Origin of the sequence: Fusicatenibacter sp., assembly GCF_050872605.1 — a bacterium.
Classification (GTDB): domain Bacteria; phylum Bacillota; class Clostridia; order Lachnospirales; family Lachnospiraceae; genus Fusicatenibacter.
In genome coordinates, this window is the sequence record NZ_JBNMHD010000050.1 from 1 (window position 1) to 17,967 (window position 17,967).

Annotated in this window: 20 protein-coding genes; 10 read left to right on the forward strand and 10 right to left on the reverse strand. The window is 49.3% G+C overall.

What is annotated here, in order from left to right; all coding sequences use genetic code 11:
• Positions 1 to 94 precede the first annotated feature (94 nt).
• From ACY2VT_RS12645 to ureA, 9 genes are all read right to left on the reverse strand, one after another.
• On the reverse strand, positions 95 to 1,465 hold the full coding sequence (locus ACY2VT_RS12645) for an MATE family efflux transporter (RefSeq protein WP_461880133.1): 1,371 nt from the start codon (positions 1,463 to 1,465) through the stop codon (positions 95 to 97).
• Between the two features lie 152 nt (positions 1,466 to 1,617).
• Complete coding sequence (locus tag ACY2VT_RS12650; protein WP_461880134.1) at positions 1,618 to 2,415, reverse strand: urease accessory protein UreD; 798 nt, start codon at positions 2,413 to 2,415, stop codon at positions 1,618 to 1,620.
• Between the two features lie 5 nt (positions 2,416 to 2,420).
• Complete coding sequence (gene ureG / locus ACY2VT_RS12655; protein WP_461880135.1) at positions 2,421 to 3,029, reverse strand: urease accessory protein UreG; 609 nt, start codon at positions 3,027 to 3,029, stop codon at positions 2,421 to 2,423.
• Between the two features lie 48 nt (positions 3,030 to 3,077).
• Positions 3,078 to 3,776, reverse strand: coding sequence for an urease accessory protein UreF (locus ACY2VT_RS12660; RefSeq protein ID WP_461880136.1), 699 nt, complete (start codon positions 3,774 to 3,776; stop codon positions 3,078 to 3,080).
• Positions 3,777 to 3,866: 90 nt separating this feature from the next.
• The gene (locus ACY2VT_RS12665; protein WP_461880137.1) at positions 3,867 to 4,343 is read right to left on the reverse strand and encodes an urease accessory protein UreE; all 477 of its coding nucleotides are present in this window, start codon (positions 4,341 to 4,343) and stop codon (positions 3,867 to 3,869) included.
• A 24-nt stretch (positions 4,344 to 4,367) separates the two neighbouring features.
• Positions 4,368 to 4,874: an AmiS/UreI family transporter gene (locus tag ACY2VT_RS12670; RefSeq protein ID WP_461880138.1), complete on the reverse strand. Its 507-nt coding sequence runs from the start codon at positions 4,872 to 4,874 to the stop codon at positions 4,368 to 4,370.
• A 42-nt stretch (positions 4,875 to 4,916) separates the two neighbouring features.
• Positions 4,917 to 6,638 (reverse strand): urease subunit beta, encoded by a 1,722-nt coding sequence (ureB, locus tag ACY2VT_RS12675; RefSeq protein WP_461880139.1) that lies wholly within the window; start codon positions 6,636 to 6,638, stop codon positions 4,917 to 4,919.
• A 15-nt stretch (positions 6,639 to 6,653) separates the two neighbouring features.
• Positions 6,654 to 7,013, reverse strand: a complete 360-nt coding sequence (ureB, locus tag ACY2VT_RS12680) for an urease subunit beta (RefSeq protein WP_055221500.1) — start codon at positions 7,011 to 7,013, stop codon at positions 6,654 to 6,656.
• A 14-nt stretch (positions 7,014 to 7,027) separates the two neighbouring features.
• A complete protein-coding gene (gene ureA / locus ACY2VT_RS12685) occupies positions 7,028 to 7,330 on the reverse strand; it encodes an urease subunit gamma (protein WP_055221498.1) in 303 nt (100 codons plus the stop codon).
• 369 nt (positions 7,331 to 7,699) lie between these two features.
• Between ureA and ACY2VT_RS12690 the strand changes: the two genes are divergently transcribed.
• From ACY2VT_RS12690 to ACY2VT_RS12715, 6 genes are all read left to right on the forward strand, one after another.
• Entirely contained in the window at positions 7,700 to 8,074 is a 375-nt protein-coding gene (locus ACY2VT_RS12690; RefSeq protein ID WP_461873327.1) for a GntR family transcriptional regulator, read from the forward strand.
• A 62-nt stretch (positions 8,075 to 8,136) separates the two neighbouring features.
• The gene (locus ACY2VT_RS12695; protein ID WP_461880140.1) at positions 8,137 to 8,988 is read left to right on the forward strand and encodes an ABC transporter ATP-binding protein; all 852 of its coding nucleotides are present in this window, start codon (positions 8,137 to 8,139) and stop codon (positions 8,986 to 8,988) included.
• Positions 8,985 to 9,641 (forward strand): ABC-2 transporter permease, encoded by a 657-nt coding sequence (locus ACY2VT_RS12700; RefSeq protein ID WP_461880141.1) that lies wholly within the window; start codon positions 8,985 to 8,987, stop codon positions 9,639 to 9,641. Before ACY2VT_RS12695 ends, ACY2VT_RS12700 begins: the two co-directional genes overlap by 4 nt.
• Positions 9,642 to 9,747: 106 nt before the next feature.
• A complete protein-coding gene (locus tag ACY2VT_RS12705; protein ID WP_461876936.1) occupies positions 9,748 to 10,200 on the forward strand; it encodes a GtrA family protein in 453 nt (150 codons plus the stop codon).
• Between the two features lie 53 nt (positions 10,201 to 10,253).
• Complete coding sequence (locus ACY2VT_RS12710; RefSeq protein WP_461880142.1) at positions 10,254 to 10,556, forward strand: DUF1294 domain-containing protein; 303 nt, start codon at positions 10,254 to 10,256, stop codon at positions 10,554 to 10,556.
• A gap of 34 nt (positions 10,557 to 10,590) precedes the next feature.
• Positions 10,591 to 11,859, forward strand: a complete 1,269-nt coding sequence (locus tag ACY2VT_RS12715; protein ID WP_461880143.1) for a DNA polymerase Y family protein — start codon at positions 10,591 to 10,593, stop codon at positions 11,857 to 11,859.
• A 72-nt stretch (positions 11,860 to 11,931) separates the two neighbouring features.
• Here the strand turns inward: ACY2VT_RS12715 and ACY2VT_RS12720 are convergent, their stop codons facing one another.
• Positions 11,932 to 13,578 (reverse strand): SulP family inorganic anion transporter, encoded by a 1,647-nt coding sequence (locus ACY2VT_RS12720; protein ID WP_461880144.1) that lies wholly within the window; start codon positions 13,576 to 13,578, stop codon positions 11,932 to 11,934.
• Between the two features lie 281 nt (positions 13,579 to 13,859).
• Between ACY2VT_RS12720 and yfcC the strand changes: the two genes are divergently transcribed.
• The 4 genes from yfcC to ACY2VT_RS12740 all read left to right on the forward strand — a co-directional run bounded on the left by yfcC (position 13,860) and on the right by ACY2VT_RS12740 (position 17,849).
• Positions 13,860 to 15,380: a putative basic amino acid antiporter YfcC gene (gene yfcC, locus ACY2VT_RS12725; RefSeq protein ID WP_238062003.1), complete on the forward strand. Its 1,521-nt coding sequence runs from the start codon at positions 13,860 to 13,862 to the stop codon at positions 15,378 to 15,380.
• Positions 15,381 to 15,395: 15 nt separating this feature from the next.
• Positions 15,396 to 16,544 carry a beta-aspartyl-peptidase gene (iadA, locus tag ACY2VT_RS12730; protein ID WP_461880145.1) on the forward strand — a complete coding sequence of 383 codons (1,149 nt, stop codon included), beginning with the start codon at positions 15,396 to 15,398 and terminating at the stop codon, positions 16,542 to 16,544.
• Positions 16,545 to 16,697: 153 nt separating this feature from the next.
• The gene (locus ACY2VT_RS12735) at positions 16,698 to 17,597 is read left to right on the forward strand and encodes a DUF91 domain-containing protein (protein ID WP_461880146.1); all 900 of its coding nucleotides are present in this window, start codon (positions 16,698 to 16,700) and stop codon (positions 17,595 to 17,597) included.
• A 90-nt stretch (positions 17,598 to 17,687) separates the two neighbouring features.
• On the forward strand, positions 17,688 to 17,849 hold the full coding sequence (locus ACY2VT_RS12740) for a hypothetical protein (RefSeq protein ID WP_461880147.1): 162 nt from the start codon (positions 17,688 to 17,690) through the stop codon (positions 17,847 to 17,849).
• Positions 17,850 to 17,967: the final 118 nt, after the last annotated feature.

A 17,967-nucleotide genomic window follows, 5' to 3' on the forward strand; every position in this document is an offset into this window, starting at 1 on the left:
ATCTATATCTGCATGCGCTAAAAAATAAAAAATCCTGCATGAAATGCCTGGTTTAAAAAAGGCATTTTATGCAGGTTTTTTTATCTGAATCTTTCTAATTTGCTGGTGAATCCAGCGTTTTTGATGCATACCGCTTATCAATATCCTTCATGACAAAGAGATAAGAAACTCCGGTAAAGACAGCTGCTGTCGTCCAGGCTGCCGGGTCACAGAAGCAGGCGAGCGGATAGCTGACCACTTTCATGGCAATCACAGCCACAATCAGGCGCGCAAGCAGCTCGGAAACACCGCCCATCATCGGCAGGAAACCGTAACCGCAGCCCTGCATCGCATTCCGGAAAATGAAGATGGTGCAGAGCGGCACGTAAAACAGTGCACACATATAGGAGTATGTTTTCGCCCACGGCATCATGGCGGCCATATCGACATCACCCGAGAAGAAGAGAGAAAGACATGGCTTCAGAAGAAGGAAGACGAGAACAGCGGCTACGATAGAATAGGTGATGGAAGTCAGAAGTGCAGCGCGAACTCCCTTTTTGATCCGCGGAATATCGCCTTTCCCGAAATTTTGCCCGCTGTAGGTTGCCATCGTCTGTCCCATTGCGGAAAAGCCCTGCGTGACCAGATTCTGCAGCTTACAGGCCGCCGTAAAAGCGGCAACCGCCTCTGAGCCGAACAGGTTAATGGCTGCCTGCATAATCATCGTACCGGATCCGGTGATGGCAAACTGGAGAGCCATCGGAATGCCCATCGAGAGTTGATGACGGGAATCTGCCGCATGAAGCTTCCAGTGGTGTTTTTCCGGCCACATATCCGGCATGGAGCGATAGATATAAAAAAGACAGAGCACGGCAGAAATTCCCTGAGAGAAAACAGTTGCATATCCGGCTCCCGCAACGCCCATTTTAAAATGGATAATGAGAAGCAGATCCAGAAGAACATTTAATACAGCCGAAAAAATCAGGAACATCAGCGGAGTCTGGCTGTTTCCGACCGCACGCAGATAGGAGGAAAGCAGATTGTAAAAAATCGTGGCGATCAGTCCGCCGCAGATAATCATAATATAGGTATAAGCGTCCTGAAAAATATTTTCCGGTGTGTTCATGAGATGCAGCAATGGCCGCATGGAGATCATGCTGAAGAATGTCAGGACAACTGTGAAAAGGAGAGCCAGTAGAATGCCGTTTGCCACACTTCGCTTTACTCCGCTCGTATCCTTTGCACCGAACCGTTGCGATGTCAGAACCGTAAAGCCTGCTGTGATGCCCTGCGCAAATCCAAGCACCAGGAACATAATCGTTCCCGTAGAACCAACTGCAGCCAGTGCATCCGCTCCGACATATCGGCCAACGATAATCGTGTCTGCCATGTTGTAGAGCTGCTGGAAAATGTTTCCGATAATCAGCGGCAGCGTAAACCGCAGAATGACCGGCAGCGGACTGCCCTTTGTCATATCTCTTTCCATGAAAAACCTCCTCAAAAATGATAAAAATAAGTTTTGTATTCATTTCAAACGAAAGCTATTTTATCACATTCTGAGGAGGTTGTCACACTTTATTTTGACATTTTTCCTGTGATTTTTGACAGACAGAAAAACGGATATTTTCCAACCTTTTTTTATAGAAGTTTTTCATACACAGCTTTGATTTTTTCCGCCGTCTGCTGCAGTCTCTGTGCGCGGTGACCGAAAATCCGCACGGCAAGATCGCCGCCGGAGAGCGTCGTTGCTCCGCCGTCGATTTCCGGATCGCCGTCAAGAATTTCCCGGATTTCATCAAGAAGCATATCTGCGTTTTCCAACCGTGAGAGAAAAAGGTTCGCCATATGCGTGTATCCCTCGTACATGCCAATTCCTTCCATCGGCATCTGGTCGGGCAGATAGCAGGTGTTGTCGCGGTAGATTAGCTTTTCGCCGCGGGTAATCAACACCTTCGAGGCAAAGCGGCGGTACTGGAACCGCTCGTCATGTGCATTTCTGCCGCAGGAGATGATTTCCAGCAGAAAAAGACGGGAAGTCTCATCGGCCAGATGGATCGTCATCGTGCTGGAAAAAGAAGACTGCGCAAACGGAATGACGGGCTGCGGATAATAGAAGAGAACCGCGTTCGGATCGACCCGAACGGAAATCGTACGCGAAGCAGAACCCGCATCCATCTTGTGGATCTTTTCGAACGACTGCGACAGAACCTCCAGCTCCGCCCCTTCTTTGACATGATAGGAAAACTCCTGCGAATCCCCTTCCATAATGCCCGCGGAGGCGCACAGCGGCATGATCTGGATGCCGCCGTTCTCCTTCTCAAACGGTGCCATAATCTTGTACGGCGCCGTAAAGGAAAGATCCTCGAGAATCGTTTTTCCGTTTTTCTCTGCCGCGCAGGCCGTGATGCGGGAAATTTTTCCGAATTTGTTTTCCATAAGCATCACATTCCCTCTAAGAGCACATTTTCTTTGATCCAGGAAACAACATCATCCACATGGACGTCGCCGCGGATGTTGGTGAACAGAAACGGCCGCTCGCCGCGCATCTTTTTCGAATCGCGATCCATGACTTCCAGACTTGCGCCGACATACGGAGCCAGATCAATCTTGTTGATGACGAGAAGATCGGACCGTGTAATGCCAGGGCCGCCTTTCCGCGGAATCTTATCGCCCTCAGCGACATCGATAACAAAGATCGTGGCGTCCACAAGCTCCGGACTGAACGTAGCGGAGAGGTTGTCACCGCCGCTCTCGATAAAGAGAAGCTCGATGTCCGGGAACCGCTCCATCATCTCGTCGACGGCCTCGAGGTTCATCGAAGCATCCTCGCGGATCGCGGTGTGCGGGCAGCCGCCGGTCTCCACGCCGATGATGCGTTCCACCGGAAGGACGCTGTTCTTCGCGAGAAACTGTGCGTCCTCCTTTGTATAAATATCGTTGGTAATAACGCCAATACTGTAATCGTTTGCCATTTTCCGGGACAGCGCCTCAATCAGTGCCGTTTTTCCAGAGCCGACCGGTCCTGCTACTCCAATTTTTACGTAAGACATAACACATACCTCTTTTCCTGAAAATAATGATTGCGCGAAACAAACACATTACGACATATAAAGACGGGAATACAGTGTTTCATGCTGGATCCCGCGGATATCAAAGCCCGGCGCAGAAAGACAGAGATCCTCCGCACTCCGGTGTTCCAGATCTTTTAAAATCTCGGCAAATTCCGCATAGCATCCGCCGAGAAGCTGCTGTCCGGCGCTCTGGCTTAACGGGATCGTTTTAACGCAGTTTGTCACGATCGCGGAAGTCTGCGCATAGAGATAATGCGACAGCGCATCGGCAAGCGGAATGTTCATGGCAGCGCAGAAAACACCGTAGATACAGCAGTGGTTTATCGCCTGCCCTTTCCTGGCAGTAAGATAACGGCGGAAGATCCCGTTTTCCTCTTTTGTCACGGGCAGCTCCAGCTTTTCGATCGTCTTTGCAAAACGGGACCCCATTTTCCGTGCGGCCTCTCTTTGTTCCATCGGAATCCGCGACGATTCCAGAATTTCTTCAATCGAAAGAAGCTGTTCCAGATCCCCGCCTGCGGCAGCAAGATAGGAGAGTCTTGCGGCGAGAAGCTCCGTGAAGGCAAGATTCCATCGGATTTTGTGGTGGATATATTCCTTTGCCGTCGCCTCATCGTGCACAATTCCCCGCTGAATATACGTCTCGAGTCCCTGCGAGTGCGAGTACGCGCCGATCGGAAACAGGGCGTCGTTGATCTGAAGAAGATAAAAATTAAGTTCGGACATAAAAAGTCTCCTGAAAAATCATAAGATATCGAATGAGCCTGCCCGCGAAAAGGGGCCGGCCCATTCTTTTCTGCGTGCGGACAGACCGCATCAGTGATGATGATTGTGGATCGATGCGGAAATCCGCTGGTCGAAGTCGAGCTTTTTCAGTTCTTTTTCGGCCGTAACGCCGTGGAGTTTCTGAAGCATCAGAAGCATCGGCTCATTGTAAATCGTGATAAAAGTATCGTTTTCGCCCCAGAACAGCGGTGCATGGCGGTTGCCGATCTCGTAGCAGACCTTTGCCGCCTGCTTTTCGTGACCCGGAGTAAGGGAAACGCGGATCACCTCGCACGGAGGCGTATTGACGGCGATGATTTTTTCATCGTCTGCATAGAGCACATCACCCTGATACAGACCCCTTGTGAGAATGGAATCGTCCATGCGGATGCCGAGCTCCGTTCCGTGGTCGGTCGTCTTTTTATGAATCTTTTTGAAGGCTTCATGCCATTCGATATCGACGTATTCGATCGTTTTTTCGGAAGTGTCAAATTCCGAAAGTTTTCCTAAAATCTGTTCGCAAACCATTGAAAAAAGTTCCTCCTTACCGAATTACCAGATCTGAAGCAGCATCATGACGCCCGGGATCCACGCGGTGACAACGCCCTCAAATACCTGAAGGCACGGCACAAATTTTCCGAGCTTCTTTCCGCAGATATCCTCCACAAAAGAAGTACCCCAGAGAATGGCCCACAGATACCAGATGCCCGCCCAGCGGAGATCCGGCGTGATGCCAAGCGCCGCGCTTCCAGTGAAGCCTTCGATCGTTCCGAAGATGACAGCGTTGACGGCAACAAAGGTCGAAAACCACGCAAAAGGGATCGGGCTGGCGTTTAAAAATTTATTGACGGCCACAAAGAGGTAAGTGAAGCAGAACAGCAGTCCCGTTCCGGCAGCGTAATAATTTCCCTGCACGAGATTCACGAAGTTGATGAAAAGGGAAAGTCCGCCGGTAAAGATATTCATTACAGCGGCCGAGCGTCCATCCACATGGTACAGGGTGCACATGCCGTTGTTGATCAGTACAATTCCTACAAATAAAAGACACACTCCAAGCATAATAAAATTCTCCTCGTATGGTTTTACAGAATGCAGAGCCGTTTAGAACAGGCTGTAAAGCTGGGTCAGCGGCAGTTTTTCTGCTGGCTTGGAAGTGATCTCCTCGCCGTCAACAGTGACCTTATACGTCTCCGGATCTACGGTAAGCACCGGCGTGCGGTCGTTCCATACCATATCCTTCTTGCTGATACTGCGGCAGCCGTGTACCGGGACAACCGTTTTTTCCAGTCCGTATGCGTCTTTGATACCGGCATCGAAAGCAGCCTGGGAAACGAAGGTCAGGCATGCCTCCTGTTTTGCTTTTCCGTGAGCGGCAAACATCGGCTGATAGCAGACCGGCTGTGTCGTCGGGATCGAAGCGTTGGCGTCTCCCATTTTCGAAGCGACGATCATACCGCCTTTGATGATCATATCCGGTTTGGAGCCGAAGAAAGCAGGATTCCAGAGCACGAGATCAGCAAATTTTCCCTTTTCGACCGAGCCGACATACTCGGAGATACCGTGGGTGATGGCCGGGTTGATCGTATATTTTGCGACATAACGTTTCACGCGGAAGTTATCGTTTTCATGACCGGCATCCTCCGGCAGAGCGCCGCGCTCATCCTTCATTTTGCCTGCGGTCTGCCACGTACGGGTGATGACCTCACCGACACGGCCCATCGCCTGGGAGTCGGAACTCATCATACTGAAAATACCCATATCGTGCAGAACATCCTCTGCGGCGATCGTCTCCGGGCGGATACGGGAATCCGCGAACGCAACGTCCTCCGGGATGTGCTTGTCGAGGTGGTGGCATACCATCAGCATGTCAAGATGCTCATCAAGTGTGTTGACAGTGTAAGGCATTGTCGGATTCGTGGAGGAAGGCAGAACGTTCGGTGCAGCAGCAGCGCGGATGATGTCCGGTGCGTGGCCGCCGCCGGCTCCCTCGGTGTGGTACGTATGGATGGTTCTTCCGCCGATGGCCGCAAGCGTATCTTCGACGCATCCGCCTTCGTTCAAAGTATCGGTGTGGATGGCAACCTGGACATCGAACTCATCGGCAACGTTGAGGCAGTGGTTAATGACCGCCGGCGTTGCGCCCCAGTCCTCGTGGATTTTCAGACCCATCGCACCGGCTTTGACCTGCTCGATCAGCGGAGCCTCGTCGGAGCAGTTGCCCTTGCCGAGAAAACCAAGGTTCATCGGATATTCCTCTGCGGCTTTCAGCATCATGCGCAGATTCCACGGTCCCGGGGTACACGTCGTTGCATTCGTGCCGTCCGCCGGGCCGGTGCCGCCGCCGATCATGGTGGTCACGCCGCTGTAGAGGGCGCAGTCAATCTGCTGCGGGCTGATAAAGTGAATGTGGGTATCAATGCCGCCTGCGGTGACGATCATGCCCTCGCCGGCCAGAGCCTCGGTCGATGCGCCGACCGTCATACCAGGAGTCACGCCGTCCATGACATCCGGGTTTCCGGCTTTTCCGATGCCGGCGATTTTTCCGTCTTTGATTCCGATGTCTGCTTTTACAATGCCTGTAGCATCCACGATCAGAGCGTTTGTGATGACAAGATCAAGGTCTCCGTCTCTGCTGCAGGTCTTGACGGACTGTCCCATACCGTCGCGGATGGATTTGCCGCCGCCGAATTTTACTTCATCGCCGTATGTGGTGTAGTCTTTTTCGACTTCAATCACAAGGCTGGTGTCGGCAAGGCGGACCTTATCGCCGACGGTCGGACCGTACATAGCGGCATATTTACTTCCGGAAATTTTTACACTCATTTTTGCTGTCCCTCCTTACAGAAATCCTTTTAACTTCGCGTTTTCCAGTGATGCGGCTTTCGTGTCAGCGGTGGCCTGTGCGCGGGTCAGGTCATTCAGACCGAAGACACGTTTTCTGCCGCCCATCTCGACGAGCTGCACCTCTTTTTCCTCGCCCGGCTCAAAACGGACCGAAGTTCCGGAAGGAATATCGAGGTGATAACCGTACGCCGTTTCCCGGTCAAAAGAGAGGCACCGGTTGACCTCAAAGAAATGAAAATGGGAGCCGACCTGAACGGGACGGTCGCCCTTATTTGCTACCATGACAGTGACTGTCTTTTTGCCTTCGTTTAATGTGATCTCGCGATCGGAAGCCATGATTTCACCGATTTTCATATGATGTCTCCTCCTTACTGAATCGGATTATGTACAGTGACCAGTTTGGTTCCATCCGGGAACGTTGCCTCGACCTGGACTTCGCCGATCATATCGGCAACGCCGTCCATGACATCGTCGCGGGTCAGAATCTTTGTGCCGAGCTGCATCAGCTCCACAACGGTCTTTCCGTCCCTTGCCAGTTCCAGAAGCTCAGAACTGATGTAGGCGAGTGCTTCCGGGTAATTCAGTTTCAGACCGCGCGCTCTCCGCTCTTTGGCGAGATTACCGGCCATATGAAGCATCAGTTTTTCCTGTTCCTTGGGATTTAATCTCATGGTGTTCCTCCTTTTTTGCATAGAAAAAGAGCAGACTAAGGAGAAAACGTTTCCATTTCAGACTCCTTTGTCTGCTCTTTCGTATTTTTATACCACGCATTATAACGGGTGTTTTTTGTTTGGTCAAGAACTTTTTTGTGATTTTTTTTATTGCTTTTTTCATGTGTGACAGAGGAAAAAACCATATAAAAGAAAGAAAAACATGCAAAAGGCGTAAGAAAACAAAGAAATTCGGCATGACAGAATGCGTCATTGGAAGAAGCGGATGGCAGGAAAAAAATCGGAAACTCGAAAATAAACAGTATATAACAGTTGACAACAGTGTTCGACTGTTATATACTGTTTATCGTGAAGGAGAAACAGAACAATATGCATATTATTTTAAACCATTCCTCCATGGTGCCGATTTATGAGCAGCTCATGGAGCAGATCAAATCAGAAATTATAGATACCGCATTAAAAGAAGGAGAAGCGCTCCCATCCGTCCGTTCTCTGGCCGGGGAACTGCGGATCAGTGCGCTGACCGTGAAAAAGGCGTACGATAAGCTGGAAGAGGATGGATTCGTTACAACTATTCACGGAAAAGGAACGTATGTAACGGCTTCCGACCAGCAGCTCGCAAAAGAAGCAAGGCAGAGAGAAGCGGAAGCGGATTTTGAAAAAGCCATCGACCGCGCCCTTTCAATGGGAATGAGCAAAGAAGAAATTTCAGAAATCGTACAGCTCCTTCTGGAGGAAAAATAAAAAGAAAGGTATCGTCCCAGACGAAGAAATCTGATCTGGACAGAAGAAAGAGAGGTTCCGACATGATCAAGATGGAGAATGTCAAAAAAACGTATCCCGCGTTTGATTTTCAGCTTTCCCTGGAAATTCCCAAGGGAAGAATTACCGGTCTGGTAGGAAAAAACGGGGCAGGAAAAAGTACAGCAATCAAGCTGATGGTGGGACTTGTAAAAGCAGAAAGCGGAACGATTGAGATTTTTGGAAAACCGGTCAGCGAAATGAAAGCTTTGGATAAGCAGCGGATCGGCGTTTCCCTGGCAGAATCCGGATTTAACGAGCTGTTTACCGTTACAGATACGGAAAAGATTCTGGCAAAAATGTATCAGAACTTTGACAGGAACTGGTTTGAAGAGCAGTGCAGAAAACTCCAGCTTCCCATGCAGAAAAAACTCCGGGAATTTTCCACTGGAATGAAAGCGAAGCTGCGCGTGCTTGTTGCTTTATCTCACAGAGCAGATCTGCTGATTCTGGATGAGCCGACGGCCGGCCTTGATGTGGAGGCACGGAACGAAATTCTCGATCTGCTGCGAAGCTATGCGGCGGAGGATGAGAGCCGTACGATTCTCATTACTTCACATATTTCTTCCGACCTCGAGCATCTCTGTGATGATATTTACCTGATTCACGAAGGAAAACAGATCCTGCACAAGGAGACGGATGTGATTCTCGAACAGTACGGCCTCATCAAAGCAAGCGAAGAGCAGTATGCGGCGCTGGACAAGGAATATCTGTTGAAATGCCGGAAGGAAGCGTATGGTTATGCATGTTTCACAAGCGATCAGCAGTATTACAAAGAAAATTACCCGGATCTTGTTGTCGAGCGGGCCGGGATCGATGAATTAATTTTGATGATGACAGGAGGAGAAGTACGATGAGCGGATTATTACAAAAAGATCTCTGTCTGCTGAAAAGCAACCGGAAAACACTGGTCCTTTTTTTGGCCCTTGCAGTAGTAATCAGTCTGGGGCAGACAAATACCTTTATTCTGGGCTATTTCCCGTTTCTTATGATTATCATGCTGACAGGAACTATTTCGTATGACGAGATGGACAACGGATTTCCGTTTCTGTTTACACTGCCGGTTGACCGGAAAATGTATATCCGGGAAAAATATCTGCTCTGTATCCTAGGCGTAGCAGGATCTTTTCTTATTGCTTTGGCACTGTATTTTGCCTCTCTGATGGTGAACGGCGTTGCAGATGCAGCAGGGCAGCTTCTGGAAAATGCAGGCATGTTTCCTGTCGTTCTGGCCGTATTTTTCCTGGCCATCGCGGTGACAATTCCAATCCAGGTGAAGTATGGAGCGGAAGGATCCAGAATTGTTCTGGCAGGAATCTGCTTTCTGGGTGCAGGTGTGATCTTGTTTGTACACAAAACAGCGGGGGATGCTGCACTTGAAAAAATTACATCATTCTCAGATATGCTGGAAAAAACTTCGGGAAAAATCGGAGCTTTTGCGGTCGGTATCGCTGCATTACTGATTTCTTATGGAATCAGCGTGAGGGTGATGGAGAAAAAAGAATTCTAACCGCTTCTCTGTCTGTATTACTTGAAAACCCTGATGTTTTATGGTATCCTCTATACGATGCTGCTTCAAAATGGCATCGTAAAAAAACAGAGGAAACAGAGGAAAAATGAAGAAATTATTTGCACAGATTGTGAAATTCGGCATTGTCGGCTTCATCAGCTTTGGCATTGACTATGTGATCGGATTGATTGTCCTGAACCTTATCATGGCATTGACCTCCAGTTCCTATTTTGAAATGGCGTCGCTTGTCGGCTCCGTTGCAGGATTTACCGTGTCCGTCATCGTCAATTACATTTTAAGTTTCAAATTTGTCTTTGAACGAAAAGAAGACCTGAACAAAAAAGTCGAATTCATTACCTTCGTCGTCCTTTCCCTGATCGGAATGCTGCTGAACAGCTTTTTGATTTGGATTGTGGTAGGACCCATCTATAGCGGAAACGCGGTACTGCAGCAGAACATTGGTCACAACCTGATCTATACGATCGCAAAAGTATTCGCAACCGCGGTCGTTATGGTTTACAATTTTGTTACAAGAAAAATATTTCTGGAGAAGAAATGATTCTGAAAAAAATCTGAAAAGAAAGATAAAACCGAAAGGCTGGTGAACTGAAGATGAATCTTCCTATTCAACTGCAGACAGGATTATATCTCTACCTGATCTGCATTAATATTATTACCATAGCAGTCTATGGCATTGACAAACGAAACGCTGTGCGTGGAAAATGGAGAATCCGCGTTTCCACGCTTCTTACCCTGGCCGCAGTCGGCGGTTCGGCAGGAGCACTGCTGGCGATGCACTTGTTCCATCACAAAACAAAGAAAAAGAAATTCAGTATCGGCGTCCCGCTGATGCTGCTGGTACAGATCGTTCTTCTTGTCTTTCTTACAAAAGCAGACTTGCCGATTTCCATATAGAGCATGGCAGAAAAATTTTGCAGAGGTGTTGAGAATGAGAGAAGAACAAACAAAGAAACCGGAAAACCGCCTGATTTTTCATATTGATGTCAACAGCGCCTTTTTATCCTGGGAGTCCGCGCGGCGGATGAAAGAGGGGCTGCCGGATCTGCGGGACATTCCCGCCTGCATCGGCGGCGACCCGGCAAAAAGGACGGGTATCGTTGTAGCAAAGTCGATTCCGGCGAAAAAATGCGGTGTCCAGACCGGCGAGCCTGTGGCAATGGCACTGCGGAAATGCCCGAATATGGTTATTGTTCCCAGTGATTTCGATCTTTATGTCAAGTGCTCCCGGGCCTTCAAGAAAATCTGCGCATCCTATACTCCGGTCATGGAGTCTTTCTCGATTGACGAAGTGTTCCTTGATATGACGGGAACCTCTCTTTTGTACCCGGACCCGATCGCGGCAGCACATGAAATTAAAGACCGTATTTACGACGAGCTGGGATTCACGGTAAATGTCGGCATTTCCACCAATAAACTCCTGGCCAAAATGGCGTCCGATTTCGAAAAACCGAACAAAGTGCACACCCTGTTTCCAGAAGAAATCCCTGCGAAGATGTGGCCTCTTCCGGTACGCGAGCTTTTGTTTCTCGGCAAAGCGTCCGAAAAGAAGCTGACCGAGGCCGGAATCCGCACGATTGGAGATCTGGCACATGCACGGGAAACTGATATTCAGACCCTGATTGGCAATAAAAACGGCCATCAGCTGTACCAGTACGCCCGCGGCATCGACGATTCCCCCGTAAAAGCACAGCCCGATGAGGCGAAAGGCTTCAGCGCAGAGACGACATTTAACGAGGACATCGTCTCTATCGAACAGGTCGACCCGATTCTTCTCGCCCAGTGTGACATCGTGGCCGCCCGCATGCGTCGGAAAAAGAAAAAATGCACCTCCGTTTCCATAACCTTCCGCACCCTCGATTTCCGAAACCGCTCACACCAGACAAAACTTCCAAATGCGACCGATATCACAGATGAAATCTACCGCTGCGCCAAACAGCTCTTCCGCGAATCCTGGAAAGGAGAGCCCCTCCGCCTGATCGGTGTCTCCGTAACCGGCCTTACCGAAGACGATTTCGAACAGCTCTCCCTCTTCGAAGATCCCGAAAAGAAGGAGAAAAGCCGTAAACTCGATGCCGCCCTCGACGCAATCCGCCAGAAATACGGCAACGACAAAGTCACCCGCGCAAGCATCCTGAACGGAACACAGGGAATTGCAAGAAAAGCGAAGGCACAGATGAAGAATGATGCGGAAAATTGAAAAAATGGCAGATCAGAAGTCATACAACCTCTGATCTGCCATTTTTTTGCGCACAGAAATGCAGGTGATATCTTATTTTAAAATCAGCTCCTCCGCATGCTTTAACGCATCCGAAATATTCGAACAGAAATTTTCTTCCCCGACAAGCTCCACAAAGCCGGATTTTTTCATCACCTTCATCGGCTGCTCATTCACGTGAGAAAAGACGAGGGTGATCCCTTTCGATTCGCAGAGCTTCGTCAGATTCTGGAGCGCATTCATGGCCGTACTGTCGATTGCCGATACGCTCCGCATCCGGAGAACGAGACACTTCGTGAAATCCTTTACCACGATGTGCTCAATCGCATCCGCCGCGCCAAAGAAGAGCGGTCCTGTGATCTCGTATACACGGATTTCCAGCGGCAATTTTTGCAGATGCTCATCCACCGCCGGGGAATCATCGTCCACATAGACCCAGCTGTCGGCGTGCGTTTCCTCGCTCATCCGCTTGATGAAAAGCAGGCAGGCCAGAACCATGCCGATCTCGATTGCGACAACGAGATCAAACACAACGGTCAGCACAAACGTAGTAAAAAGAACGATAATATCACTCTTCGGAGCCGTGCGTACAAGATGCACGAAGGTTCTCCACTGGCACATATTGTAGGCGACAAGGAACAGAATCGCGGCAATCGTCGGCATCGGAATCATGCCCGCAAACGGCATCAGCACAACAAGAACGATGACGAGCGTAATGGAATGCACCATACCCGCAACCGGCGTGCGTCCGCCGTTTTTGATATTTGCCGCCGTTCTGGCAATCGCTCCCGTAGCCGGAATACCGCCGAAGAGCGCAGAAGCAATATTTCCGGCACCCTGTGCAATCAGCTCCGTATCCGAACGATGCTTGCTGTTGATCATGCCGTCCGCAACAACACAGGAGAGAAGCGACTCAATCGCAGCAAGCACCGCGATCGTAAACGCATTTGGAATCGCCGACTGAATCAGTTTCATGTCAAAAACCGGCAGATGAAGCGTCGGAAGCGCATTGCTGATTGTGTACAGATTTCCAATCGTAGAAACGTGCAGCGGCAGAAACTGAACCATCAGAATACCGGCAATAACAGCAATCAGCGATCCCGGGATTTTCTTGAAAATAAGCGGAGACACGATCAGAATAGCAAGGCTGACCCCGCCGACAATCAGAGTATCCGGTGAAATCGTGGAAAAATTCTCCGCAAATGCCTTCAGTTTTTCCATCGTTTCAATCGGCTTTACCCCGTCAGGATACGTAATGCCGCAGAAATCCTTTAACTGTCCGATCACGATTGTCACCGCAATACCGGAAGTAAAACCGGTCGTAATCGTATAAGGAATAAACTTGATCAGACTTCCAAAATGACAGAAGCCCATGAGAATAAGGAAGACACCGGCAAGAATGGTCGCCGTCATCAGCCCCTCGAGGCCGTCCCGCGCGACAATACCGGCAACAATCGTAGCAAACGCGGCCGTCGGACCGGCAATCTGGACACAGCTTCCGCCGAGCGCGGAAATCACAAAGCCCGCCACAATCGCGGTGAAAATACCAGCCTCCGGTCCCACGCCGGAAGCAAGAGCCAGTGCAATAGAAAGAGGAAGTGCAATGATTGCAACGATGATACCGGCAGTCACATCTTTGGCAAACTGCGCGCGGTCATAGGACTTCAGAGAAGTGAGTAGCATTGGTTTGAACGAATTCATTTGAAAAGCTCGCTTTCTGTATTAGATTTGTATTACTGTTAGAACAACTTTCCAAGTATAGCATAAGAGACGGGGAGCAGGAAACCCAAAAAGGAATTGTTTGTCTTTCTATACAATCATGTTATGCATGACATTGCACACAGCTCGCAGAAAGATCCGAATGGAAAATTTTTCTGCCACTTTTTTGATTTTTTCAGTGACTTTCCTCTATGATCTATGGTACACTAATCCATGCGCGTTAAAAATGAGAATAGAATATCAAATGGAGGAAATCTCAAAATATGAGCAAAAAGAAAGGCGAAGGCCTGAAATCATTCAACAGGGGATTTAACGTGCCGGATACCTACATTATCATCTTTTTTGTGGTGGTTATCGCGGCCGTCATGACTTTCCTCGTCCCGAAAGGCTATTACGAGACGGAGGATGTCACATACCTGATGAACGGGGTAGAAAAGACCCGTACCGTCATCAAAGACGGAAGTTTCCAGTATCTGACCGATGCTGCCGGAAAACCGGTCACAGAAGGCGTTGCACTGTTCAGCGGCGACGGCGGAACCGGATTTTTCAATTACATGTATAACGGAATTATCAGCAGCTCTGCCATCGAAATTATTGCATTTCTGATGGTAGTCGGCGGTGCTTTCGGCATCATGATCCGCACCGGAGCCGTTGAGGCGGGCCTGATCGGCCTGATCCGTAAGGCAAGAGGAGCCGAAAAACTGCTGATCCCGGTTCTTTTCGTCCTGTTTTCCCTCGGCGGAGCCGTGTTCGGAATGGGAGAAGAGGCCCTTCCGTTCACGATGATCCTCTGCCCGTTGTTCGTTGCTGTCGGATACGACACCGTCATTGCCGTGCTCGTTACGTACGTGGCAACACAGATCGGCTTCGGATCCTCCTGGATGAACCCGTTTTCCGTCGGAATCGCACAGGGAATCGCCGGCGTTGACGTCTTCTCCGGCGCAGGTTTCCGTATGGTGATGTGGGTGGTATTCACCGCCCTTGGATGCGGCATGACCATGTTCTATGCAGCAAAAGTCAAAAAGACCCCGGAAATCTCCGTTGCCTACGAAAGTGACCAGTATTTCCGTGATCAGAACGAAAAAACAGGCATCGACGAGGGCCATTCCTTCGGCATCGGCCATATCCTAGTTCTGGTGACACTGGCTGTTACCGTTGTCTGGGTCATCTGGGGCGTTATGGCAAAAGGCTATTACATGGCCGAAATCGCAACCCAGTTCTTCATCATGGGAATCGTGGCCGGTGTGATTGGTGTCATTTTCCATCTGAACGACATGAAAGTGAACGACATTGCCGTTTCCTTCAAAGACGGTGCAAAAGACCTGATCGGCGCAGCACTCGTTGTTGCGATGGCACAGGGCATCATGCAGGTGCTTGGCGGTTCCGATCCGACGACTCCGACCGTCATCAACACCATTATGTACGGCATTTCACAGGCCCTGGCCGGTCTTTCCGGTGCAGCCGCAGCCGTGCTGATGTATGTGTTCCAGTCGGTATTCAATTTCTTCGTCGTATCCGGCTCCGGTCAGGCGGCAATCACCATGCCGATCATGGCACCGCTCGCGGATCTTCTCGGCGTATCCCGCCAGACATCCGTCCTTGCGTTCCAGCTCGGTGATGCCTTCACAAATCTGATCGTCCCGACCTCCGGCTGCCTGATCGGCTCCCTGGCGATTGCAAAGATCGAGTGGTCGAACTGGATCAAATTCATGTGGAAATTCTTAGGGATACTGATGATTGGAGCAGTCATTACGATTCTGATTGCAGTTGCCATTGGATTTTAAGAGGAGTGAGAGAAAATGATATTATTTCAGAATATAGACGTCTATGCGCCGGAATACCTCGGAAGAAAAGACGTTCTTACGGTGTATGATAAAATTGTCAAGATCGCAGATGCCGGCACGATAACGGCAGACGGCCTGCTCTCTGGCGCGGAGACCGTAGACGGAACCGGACTTGTCCTGACACCTGGCTTTGTCGACTGCCATGTTCACGTGCTCGGCGGAGGCGGTGAGGGCGGCTTTGCCAACCGCACCCCGGAGGCAACAATGGAAGGCCTGAACAAATTCGGCGTGACAACCGTTGTTGGCTGCCTCGGAACTGACGGCATTGGCCGTGACATGTGCGCGCTCGTGGCAAAAACAAAAGGTCTCCGGGAGCAGGGCATGTCCGCCTGGTGCTACACCGGCAGCTATCAGGTTCCGGTGCGCACACTGACGGATGGAATTACAAAAGATATCATGATGATCGAAGAAATCATCGGAACCGGCGAAATCGCCATCTCGGACCACCGATCCTCACAGCCGACCTTCGAAGAATTCGCACGGCTGGCAGCAGACACGCGCCTCGGCGGCGTTCTTTCCGGGAAAGCAGGAGTGATCAATGTCCACCTTGGCAACGGTGCAAGATGTATGGAGCTGATCGAACGCGTCATCAGCGAAACCGAAATCCCGGCCAGCCAGTTCCTCCCGACCCATGTCAACCGGAACGAGAAGCTGTTCCAGAAGGCAATTGAATACGCCGTAAAGGGCGGCGCAGTCGATTTCACCGGAAATGAAGAGATTGATTACTGGGAAACCGTCTGCGATGAAGTACGCGTGTGCAAAGGAATCCGCCGCATGCTGGATGCAGGCGTCAACCCGAAACACATCACCATCTCATCCGACGGCCAGGGCAGTCTGCCGATCTTTAATGAGAAGGGAGAATTCCTGCGGATGGGCATGGGCCAGTCGAGCTGTTTGCTGAAAGAAGTAAAAGAATGCGTGGAGAAAGCGGGAATTCCGCTGGAAACCGCAATTTCGACCATTACGGCAAACCCGGCAGAGATCCTGTCACTGAAAGGAAAAGGCAAGATCCGGGAAGGGTTTGATGCAGATCTTTGCGTACTGGATCAGGGACTGGAGATTCAGGAAGTCGTTGCACGGGGGAAGACGGTGTATCGGAAATAGCATATTGGTAATATTGGGAAAAGGTCACAGCTTTGCGGAGCTGCGGCCTTTTTTGGATGGGAATGCCTGCGGAAAGAATGTTTTACAATAGTATTTTGTAAGAAGGTACGATATAATGAACATATATCTTGCGACAGGGAAGGAGAAACTGCAGTGTCGGAAATAAAACTTTTTGAGGTCGGAACGGTTGTGAAAGAGCGCACCTCTTCCACGGTAGTATTGGAGAAACAACTGCAAACAACGATAGAGCAGAACATGGAGACATTTTTCGGCGTTCGTTTTCTGAAAAGTGAATATATAATCACATCCGGAAGAATGGACAGCATCGGAATTGATGAAAACAACAGCCCGGTAATTTTTGAGTACAAGAGAAGCACCAGTGAAAATGTAATCAATCAGGGATTATTCTACCTGGACTGGCTTTTGGATCACAAAGCGGATTTTAAACTGCTTGTGATAGAAAAATTTGGAATGGAGGTCGCCAACCAGATAGACTGGTCCGTGCCTTGCGTCATCTGTATTGCAAATGATTTCACACGGTATGATGTACATGCGGTGAATCAGATGCAGAGAAATATCAAGTTAGTGAAATATCGGAAATATGGGGAAGATCTGTTGCTGTTTGAACATCTGAACACACCGGTGGCAAAGCCAGTAACGGAAACATCAACCATTTCAACAACAAGTAGTACATACACACAGAAAACACATTTAGAGAAGCTGGCATCAGCAAGCAGCCATTTCAAAACATTATATACGGCGCTTTGTGACTACATCGAATCGCTGGGAGACGATCTTGTTCCAAACCAATTGAAGCTGTATTTGGCCTATAAGAAAGTGCAGAACATTTTCTGCATTGAAATTTATAACAAACAGATCCTGCTCCGAATGAAACTCGACCCGGACACTGTTGAACTGGAAGAAGGATTTACGAGGGATACACGCGGGATTGGACATTACGGAACGGGGGAGCTAGAAGTGTCAATCAAGACGGCAGAAGACTTTCAGAAGGCAAAGAAGCTGATTGATCGGGCGTATCAGGAGACGTTATAAAGCATGGTAAAAACTGGAAGATGATGAAAAAATTTGAATTGTAAAGTCAAATACGTTACAATTTAAAGTTAGAACAGAGAGGATGAAACGGTGAAAGAAGAAATAATACAAAACATAAATCAAGGGTTGGAAGCAGCCTATATCAATGGAAATCTTGCTTCAAATCTGGAATATAAACCGAGTTTTATATCAAACAATCCAGAAGAGGGTAAAAAAGTTATTTCTTCTATTGATGTTGTCAAGATTGGTTGACACATTTTTCTCAAGGACATCATGGACTATGCTACCATACGTAGAGAATCATAGTATCTCTGTCGCTTGATCATGGGAGGAAGACCACCGTTGGTGGTACAAATCCTCCGATTGTTCC

Coding starts and splice junctions, on each gene's coding strand:
- ACY2VT_RS12645 (WP_461880133.1), bottom strand. CDS start 1,465: ATGGAAAGAGATATGACAAAGGGCAGTCCGCTGCCGGTCATTCTGCGG.
- ACY2VT_RS12650 (WP_461880134.1), bottom strand. CDS start 2,415: ATGGAAAACAAATTCGGAAAAATTTCCCGCATCACGGCCTGCGCGGCA.
- ureG (WP_461880135.1), bottom strand. CDS start 3,029: ATGTCTTACGTAAAAATTGGAGTAGCAGGACCGGTCGGCTCTGGAAAA.
- ACY2VT_RS12660 (WP_461880136.1), bottom strand. CDS start 3,776: ATGTCCGAACTTAATTTTTATCTTCTTCAGATCAACGACGCCCTGTTT.
- ACY2VT_RS12665 (WP_461880137.1), bottom strand. CDS start 4,343: ATGGTTTGCGAACAGATTTTAGGAAAACTTTCGGAATTTGACACTTCC.
- ACY2VT_RS12670 (WP_461880138.1), bottom strand. CDS start 4,874: ATGCTTGGAGTGTGTCTTTTATTTGTAGGAATTGTACTGATCAACAAC.
- ureB (WP_461880139.1), bottom strand. CDS start 6,638: ATGAGTGTAAAAATTTCCGGAAGTAAATATGCCGCTATGTACGGTCCG.
- ureB (WP_055221500.1), bottom strand. CDS start 7,013: ATGAAAATCGGTGAAATCATGGCTTCCGATCGCGAGATCACATTAAAC.
- ureA (WP_055221498.1), bottom strand. CDS start 7,330: ATGAGATTAAATCCCAAGGAACAGGAAAAACTGATGCTTCATATGGCC.
- ACY2VT_RS12690 (WP_461873327.1), top strand. CDS start 7,700: ATGCATATTATTTTAAACCATTCCTCCATGGTGCCGATTTATGAGCAG.
- ACY2VT_RS12695 (WP_461880140.1), top strand. CDS start 8,137: ATGATCAAGATGGAGAATGTCAAAAAAACGTATCCCGCGTTTGATTTT.
- ACY2VT_RS12700 (WP_461880141.1), top strand. CDS start 8,985: ATGAGCGGATTATTACAAAAAGATCTCTGTCTGCTGAAAAGCAACCGG.
- ACY2VT_RS12705 (WP_461876936.1), top strand. CDS start 9,748: ATGAAGAAATTATTTGCACAGATTGTGAAATTCGGCATTGTCGGCTTC.
- ACY2VT_RS12710 (WP_461880142.1), top strand. CDS start 10,254: ATGAATCTTCCTATTCAACTGCAGACAGGATTATATCTCTACCTGATC.
- ACY2VT_RS12715 (WP_461880143.1), top strand. CDS start 10,591: ATGAGAGAAGAACAAACAAAGAAACCGGAAAACCGCCTGATTTTTCAT.
- ACY2VT_RS12720 (WP_461880144.1), bottom strand. CDS start 13,578: ATGAATTCGTTCAAACCAATGCTACTCACTTCTCTGAAGTCCTATGAC.
- yfcC (WP_238062003.1), top strand. CDS start 13,860: ATGAGCAAAAAGAAAGGCGAAGGCCTGAAATCATTCAACAGGGGATTT.
- iadA (WP_461880145.1), top strand. CDS start 15,396: ATGATATTATTTCAGAATATAGACGTCTATGCGCCGGAATACCTCGGA.